Consider the following 387-nt stretch of genomic DNA (forward strand, 5'->3'; position numbering starts at 1 on the left):
TCTGTCAGTGACAGAATGAGTTTAAGACAAACAATTATTTTAATGAGAGTTTGATCCTGGCTCAGGATGAACGCTGGCGGCGTGCCTAATACATGCAAGTAGAACGCTGAAGGAGGAGCTTGCTCTTCTGGATGAGTTGCGAACGGGTGAGTAACGCGTAGGTAACCTGCCTGGTAGCGGGGGATAACTATTGGAAACGATAGCTAATACCGCATAACAGTAGATGTTGCATGACATCTACTTGAAAGGTGCAATTGCATCACTACCAGATGGACCTGCGTTGTATTAGCTAGTTGGTGAGGTAACGGCTCACCAAGGCGACGATACATAGCCGACCTGAGAGGGTGATCGGCCACACTGGGACTGAGACACGGCCCAGACTCCTAC

Annotated in this window: 1 rRNA gene; it reads left to right on the top strand. The window is 49.1% G+C overall.

Going from position 1 to position 387, the window contains the following annotated elements:
- Nucleotides 1-38: 38 nt before the first annotated feature.
- Nucleotides 39-387, top strand: a 16S ribosomal RNA gene (locus H8S88_RS09810); the annotation flags it as partial.

The sequence above is a fragment of the Streptococcus sp. GS001 genome (assembly GCF_021595565.1).
GTDB lineage: Bacteria > Bacillota > Bacilli > Lactobacillales > Streptococcaceae > Streptococcus > Streptococcus xiaochunlingii.